Below are 6977 nucleotides of genomic sequence, written 5' to 3'. Positions count from 1 at the left end.
CCAAAAAAAGAGAAAAAAAGCGATTTAATTTCTCTTACCAATCCAGCACGGATTTGAAATCAAGGGCTGAGTAAGTCTGGAAAATCGTTTCTCCCTTTTGTACCTGATATTCAAAAACTTCTTCATGCAAAGTTCCTGTTTGAGGAGACTTAAGCTTTAAAGTGACTTTCTCCTGCCCCTGGTTCAAGGGCACGCGGGTATAATAAATACTGTGGGGCAGCGTCTGCCAGTTTCTTGTATCTGCCTTTTCGGTAAGCGCATTGAGAAAGCCCACGGCAGCACCCAGGCCTTCATCCTCTTTCCTGGCACCATGCTCGGCAGCCTTTTTTAATGCCACTCTCAGGAGCGCCTTACCAAATTCTTTTAACATACGTTCTTTAAGGCTCCTGAAAGCTATTGCGTTAACATCCTCGGCAAGTTCCAGTTTGTAGTCGCTGTTATTAGCCTGGAGCACACCTTCCGTATAGTACTCAGGCCGCTCGGTATATTTAGGAAATGCGACCCGGAAGAATTCCAGATCCTTCAAGCTGGTAGACTGGTCCTGTTCATTATAAGGAACTGTAAACGGGAAATTGAAACCGTACTCTTCATTGGTAAAGTTCACCACACCTCCGGCTCCGTGTACCACTGCAAAGTTGATGCTCCATTCACTTTTAACCGGCCCTAAGCCATTGTTCCAAAAGAAAACGAGTGTGCCACCGTCATTGGGCTTGTATTTATAATTTTCCATACCAAACTCCTTTTTATAAAGTTCGTATTCATTCATGAATCCTGTCAGGTATGCTGTTCTCAGTATATCTTCCTTAAGCTGGTCAGGTGCGCTTACGCCAAACATTTCCTGATAGTCTTTGCGGTAGATATCAAGCGCATTACGATAGGCTATAAAGGCATTGTTGTAATCTTTCTTGGCATCGTAGATGATGCCCATAAGTGTATGAATGAATGCATCCTGCTGGTATTTCTTTTCACTTTTATACTTATCGCTAAGTTGCTGGAGCCGTATATTCAATCTGCGGCATTCCACAAGTGCATTGTCATATTCCCCGAGTTTAAGGAAATTCAGAGCCTTGTAATACAACACCATCAGGTTTTCATGGTCTTCCCCCCGATAAGCCGTAAAGATCGGATTACTTAACAAGGCTGCAGCCTCATTCAGGTAGTTGGTGCGGTAATCTTCTGTATAGAGGTAGGCCTTTTCAAGGTACTCATTGCTCTCACGGTACTCTCCCATTAGTGAAAGTACCACTCCCCGATTCAGGTAGTACAGCAGACGCTCTTTACTTTTTTCTATTTTCTTCTCTTTTTTTGCCAACACTTTTTCAGCCTCTTCGAGTCTGCCTTTTTCAAAATTGGCGTTAAACTCCCGGTTGACCTCATAGTAAGTGGCACATGAAGTAAATAGCAATAAAATGCTGAAAATTAAACTCTTATGTAAATTGATCATTCAAAGAGTGAGACTAGCTTTTATAAATAGACAATTGGCAGGGTAATTATTTAATTTATGGCAGATCAGGAGATATCAGGTATAAAGCCAACCTGACCTGCCGTGTTTTTTATAGATAACTGCGTTTTAGTTCTCTATGTATTTTTTTATCTCTTCCTGACCATACCACACCCTTTTGTTGGTTTCCATGTCAGTAAGATATAAAGTGGTGATATAGTTGACTACTTTTTTCTTGTTGTAAGTGTCTGTTTCAGAGGTCATGGTACCGAAAAGCATCAGGTCAGCGCCATACTCCCTACCCCACCTGGCGGCAGTTTCCGGGGAAGCAAACTCTTGCTGGTCAGCTCTTTCTTCTCTCAATTTTTCACGGAATTCAGGTGATTCCACCAGGTCAGCCAGTCCTGAGTTAAAGATTTCCATCTCAAACTTTTTGATATAGTTATCGGAGTCAATATGCTCGCTGGTTTTATTTTTAATATAACCAACTATAATGGCCGGGGTCTTTCCTTTGTCACTGGCGTATTGCTGATAACGCGGGCTGTTGAGAAACTGCTGTACCATTTTATTGGCCACCATTTTTGAATCCACATCATTCCAGCGCCCACTTAGGTCTATTTGCTGGTCGGGACTTACACGGGTAACGGACCGCTGAGAGCAACCAAAGGCTACAAGTCCGATCATTAATAAATACGAAATGCTTTTAAGTGAATTTTTCATGTTTAACAGTTAAATTTTAATAGAAAGCTTTACATTCAAAAACCTTGCCGATAATGTATTGGGCACGGCAAACTGGTTATTGCTTACATCAGTGACCCAGGTATAAGATATGGCATTGGAAACCGCCAACACATTCAATATCTCAGCACTAAGCATCAATTGTCGCTCCTCATCATATTTCTCCCTGTTGAGGTAAAAAAGCTTTGAGAAGCCAATATCCAGTCTCCTATACGTATCTCCGTTAAATACGTTTCTCTTTTCAAAATTTTGCGGAGGACCGAATGGCAAACCACTGCCAAAGAATAAATTCAGGCTGACACGGAATGTCGGGTTGTTGGGCAAATGGTCCTGAAAAAACACGGCAATGTTCAGTCTTTGGTCTGTTGGTCTCCGGATATACCCTCTGCCATCGCCTTCCACGTCTTCACGTGCATTGAGCAGCCCCACACTAAACCATGACTCGGTACCTTCGATAAACTCACCGCTTACCCGCAAATCAAGGCCTGTAGCATATGCCCTGGCATTGTTATTGGCATAATAACGTACTTTAACATTGTCAATATCATAGGCTACAACGTTGCGTAGCCTCTTATAGTAAAGCTCACTGATAAACTTAAAATCCCTGCCCCACCACTTGAAGTTGTAGTCCATGCCGCCGATAAAATGCATCGATTTCTGAGCCTTAAGATCTTCATTGAGCGCACCGCTTTGGTCTCTCAGCTCTCTGTAGAACGCAGGTTGTTGGTATACACCGGCCGCCGCCTTAAAAACAACATCCCTCACCCATCCCGGACGGAATGAGATCTGCCACCTCGGGCTCACCAGCAGTTGTTCATTGAGGGTCCAGTAGTTAAGCCTTACGCCATAGGTCGTTGTAATCTTATTGGTCAGGTCACTGGTATGCTGTACAAACCCGGTATATTGCTCACTTGAAATCTCATTATCTGCCTGCAGGGATTCTATGTCTATAACAAAATCTACTGAGTCCCTGAAAGTATATTCATTGAGCTGGTCGTCGATATTCTGATATGAATATCCCAGGCCAAATTCAAGCGTATTTTTAGAGTCTATACTATAAACATTTCTGTTCTCCAGGTTGATGATATTCGCCTCAAGATTGTTACGCCCATAATCGTAGTTGCTTCCTATGCCTCTGACGTACACACACTCATTAAAAGTATCAGACCCAAGGTTCTTATCAACGTCGCACAACCTGTAGGCACCTTCTACATCCGTATATTCGCGCTCCAATGCATATACGCCTGAAGCAATGAGCTCAGACTTGAACCGGTCTGACAGTTTTCTGGTCAGCTTCATGCCTCCCTGATAAGTATCATACTCCAGTATTTCGCGACCTGCAAAACCTACAAAAAGCCTGAAAGAGCGGTCAAACGTGCCAAATTCGGTTTCCCTGCTCTGGGGTTGTACAAAATAGCGGTTTCGGCCATAAGAGGTCAATACACCCAGCGAGGTTCTGTCGTCCAGCTTAAAGCTAACATAAGCCTGAAGGTCAGTAAACTTGGGCAGGTACTCACCCTGAGTTTCCAGGGTATTGAGTAAATATTGAGCTGACTTATGCCTTACTCCGGCTACGTAGGTGATATTTTTTGACTTTGTAGCGCCTTCAACATGGGCAGTACCTCCTAACAAACCTACTGTGAGGGATGCCCCAAATTCAGATGGTTTCTTATAATCAACATTTAATACCGATGAAAGCTTGTCTCCATACTTGGGCTGCCAGCCTCCTGCCGAGAATTCCACCGACTCAACCAGATTGCTGTTGATAAAACTTAAGCCCTCCTGCTGTCCGTTGCTGATCAAAAATGGCCGGTAGACAGGGATATCATTAACATAGATTAGGTTTTCATCAAAACTGCCGCCTCTGACCGAATAGGTGGATGAAAGCTCGTTGTTGCTCACCACCCCCGGCAGTGTGGTAAGTATTTTATTAAAATCCCCAAATGCAGTTGGCAGGTTCTCCAGCGACTTGGGTTTGATCTTGGTAATACTCACTTCATCGCGGTTGTCCCTCTCTCCTTCTATCTGCACTCCTGTGAGTACTTCAGTGGTTTGAGCCAACGTTACATTGAGCTTTAAAACTTCTCCCTCTTTAACAGTTACAGTACGTTTTTCAGGGGTATAGCCTACATGGGTGAACAAAAGGTTAACCGGTGTACCTGCTTCGATGCTGATGGTGTACTCTCCTGATTTTCCGGTAAATACGCCGGAGGAAGAACCTTCTTTCTGAATATTCACTCCTGTCAATGGACTGCCATCTTCTCCTTCAACTATACCGGTTACTTCACCGGATTGAGCCAGCAGTCCATGGGTTACAAATACAAAAAAGGAGAATATCAGTTTAAATTTCATCCAGTGATTTTCGCTGATGACTAAACGTTCTTTAGGCCGGTTATTGTGCCTTTAGGATCAGAAGATTTAAACACGAAGCTGCCCGCTACAAGAATGTTGGCCCCGGCATCAAGAAGCTGTCTGGCATTTTGCTGGTTCACACCTCCGTCTATTTCTATGAGGGTGTGTGCTCCGGCATCGGCTATGATTTCTTTTAACTGCCTTACCTTGACGTAGGTGTTCTCTATGAATTTTTGCCCTCCGAAGCCCGGATTAACAGACATCAGGCATACAATATCAATATCATGAATAACATCTTCCAATAGTTGCACATTGGTATGCGGGTTGATGGCCACACCTGCCTTACAGCCCAGGTCTTTTATCTGTTGCAGGTTGCGGTGCAAGTGAGGACAAGCCTCATAATGCACGGAAATGGAGGCCGCTCCGGCTTTATAAAAGGCTTCTACGTAGTTTTCAGGTTTTTCTATCATCAGGTGTACATCCAGAGGCTTCTTTGCATGGTTACTGATGGCTTCGGTAACAGGAATTCCGAAAGAAATATTGGGCACAAATATGCCGTCCATAATATCAACATGAATCCAATCGGCGTCGCTTTCGTTAAGCATTTCAACTTCCTGCTGTAAATTGGCAAAATCGGCTGCCAATATCGATGGGGCTATTATAGGTTTATCCATGCGGCAAAGATAGAAAAATATGGTTTAGTATTTTATTATTCTGTAACTCTCAACCTTTGCCCCTGAATTAACCTCAAGCAGGTAAATGCCTTGCTGTAAATCTTCCAACGGTACAGTAGTGGGTACGGCTGTAGAAGGTGCCTCAAGATCAATACTCCTGATAAGCGAGCCGGTAAGATTGTATAACCTGATCCGGGCCTTCTCCATAGTATTTGTAAACCTGATATTCAACAAACCGCTGCTAACGGGATTAGGATAAACCATAAACGAAGTTGTTGTTTCCCGGTCTGTTCCTGAAATTACGAAGCGGTAGCTGGGTACACCATAGCCATACTGGTTATTGGGAGTATCGGAGTTACTGCTGTTTTCCAGGATAAATGAGATCAATTCCTTGTTGGTAAGGTCGGGGTATAGCTGCCAGAGTGAAGCGGCCAGCCCGGTGATCAGCGGTGTGGCAAAAGAGGTGCCTGAACCGTTGATGACACTGCCAAAGTCATTGACCACGGCCGTACCTGCTCCATAAGCCATTACTTCGGGTTTTATTCTGCCATCTGATGTGGGGCCAACAGAACTAAAATTGCTCACTTCTCCATTGCCATCTACAGAGCCGACAGATAGTATGTTTTCAGCATCAGCCGGAGCCGTTACATATTTCCATGTCTTGTTGCCTTCATTTCCTGCACTTACCACCACCAAAATGCCACGATCAGCAGCAAATGCAGCGGCCTTACTGATAATGGTGGTTTTTCCATCCATATCTTCATAAGTATAGTTCATCGAAGGGTCATCAAAGTCAAAATACCCAACCGAACCATTGATAATATCTACCCCGGCACTATCAGCTTTCTCAGCGGCAATAAGCCAGTTGTATTCTTCAATGCGGTATTCGGAGCCGGCATCTTCGGTAACAAACAGCATAAAATCGGCTTTATAGGCACTTCCAAGGTAGGTATCGGTCAAAAAGGCAGCGGTAGCAGAAAAGACCCTGGTGCCGTGTGTGCTGTATTGATAAACATTATCATTGTTTTCGACAAAGTTCCAGGCATAATGCAACCTGTTTTCATTGTATATGTGCTGAAAAGCTTCTACCGTATTCACACCTTTATAGCCACCATCAAAAAAGGCGATGAGCATTCCCTCTCCATGATATCCCTCTTCATGTAAAACATCAACTCCCAGCAGCCCTAATTGCCCGTCAGTGATCTCCAGGACTTCAAGCTGCTCTTCAACTTTGGACAACCTTCCCGATGAAGTAAGCTTTGAACCAGGTGCCACATAAACTACAGAATCAACATAGCCTAAAGCTTCAATTGAACTGATCACGCTTGCATCAGCCTGAATCAAGGCACCATTCAACCACTTCGTTGTATAGAATACTTCGGCCCCTGTACCATTCACTCCTGCTACATAAGCAGGGTCAACCGGTAAATCTGTGACTGTGACAGGGATACTCTGGTCCTGCCTCCGGGTTAGTGCCTGGGAAGATAAAAAGGCTTCGGGTGCATCTACAGAATAAGGTGTGTTAGTTTTATCGCTAAAAAAAACCACATAACGGTTGACCTGAGCATGAAGGCTGAGGCTTAGAAGAATTAGTAAGGTTGATATCAGGTGCTTTTTCAACATGTTGGTTCTCAGGTTTTGGTCTTTGCGGCTGTATAAGTATTACTCACCCCCATAATCAATCAGGTACTGCCTGTATTCATGGCCGCTTTCTATTTGTTGTTGCCCCAGGCAATCTGTATCCGTACAGTATTGCAATAAAATATCCTCTT

5 protein-coding genes are annotated in these 6977 nt (G+C 43.9%); all 5 read right to left on the bottom strand.

Features of this window, described 5'->3' with window-relative positions; translation table 11 throughout:
* Positions 1-34 precede the first annotated feature (34 nt).
* The 5 genes from E1163_RS03860 to E1163_RS03840 all read right to left on the bottom strand — a co-directional run bounded on the left by E1163_RS03860 (position 35) and on the right by E1163_RS03840 (position 6828).
* On the bottom strand, positions 35-1444 hold the full coding sequence (locus E1163_RS03860) for a COG3014 family protein (protein ID WP_155169637.1): 1410 nt from the start codon (positions 1442-1444) through the stop codon (positions 35-37).
* 126 nt (positions 1445-1570) lie between these two features.
* Entirely contained in the window at positions 1571-2161 is a 591-nt protein-coding gene (locus E1163_RS03855; protein WP_155169634.1) for a penicillin-binding protein activator LpoB, read from the bottom strand.
* A gap of 9 nt (positions 2162-2170) precedes the next feature.
* Positions 2171-4531: a TonB-dependent receptor gene (locus tag E1163_RS03850; protein WP_155169632.1), complete on the bottom strand. Its 2361-nt coding sequence runs from the start codon at positions 4529-4531 to the stop codon at positions 2171-2173.
* 20 nt (positions 4532-4551) lie between these two features.
* Positions 4552-5205: a ribulose-phosphate 3-epimerase gene (rpe, locus tag E1163_RS03845; protein ID WP_155169629.1), complete on the bottom strand. Its 654-nt coding sequence runs from the start codon at positions 5203-5205 to the stop codon at positions 4552-4554.
* A gap of 24 nt (positions 5206-5229) precedes the next feature.
* A complete protein-coding gene (locus E1163_RS03840) occupies positions 5230-6828 on the bottom strand; it encodes a S8 family serine peptidase (RefSeq protein WP_155169627.1) in 1599 nt (532 codons plus the stop codon).
* Positions 6829-6977: the final 149 nt, after the last annotated feature.

Origin of the sequence: Fulvivirga kasyanovii, from assembly GCF_009711405.1 — a bacterium.
Classification (GTDB): Bacteria; Bacteroidota; Bacteroidia; order Cytophagales; family Cyclobacteriaceae; genus Fulvivirga; species Fulvivirga kasyanovii.
This window is presented reverse-complemented; position numbering and strand designations above follow the sequence as displayed.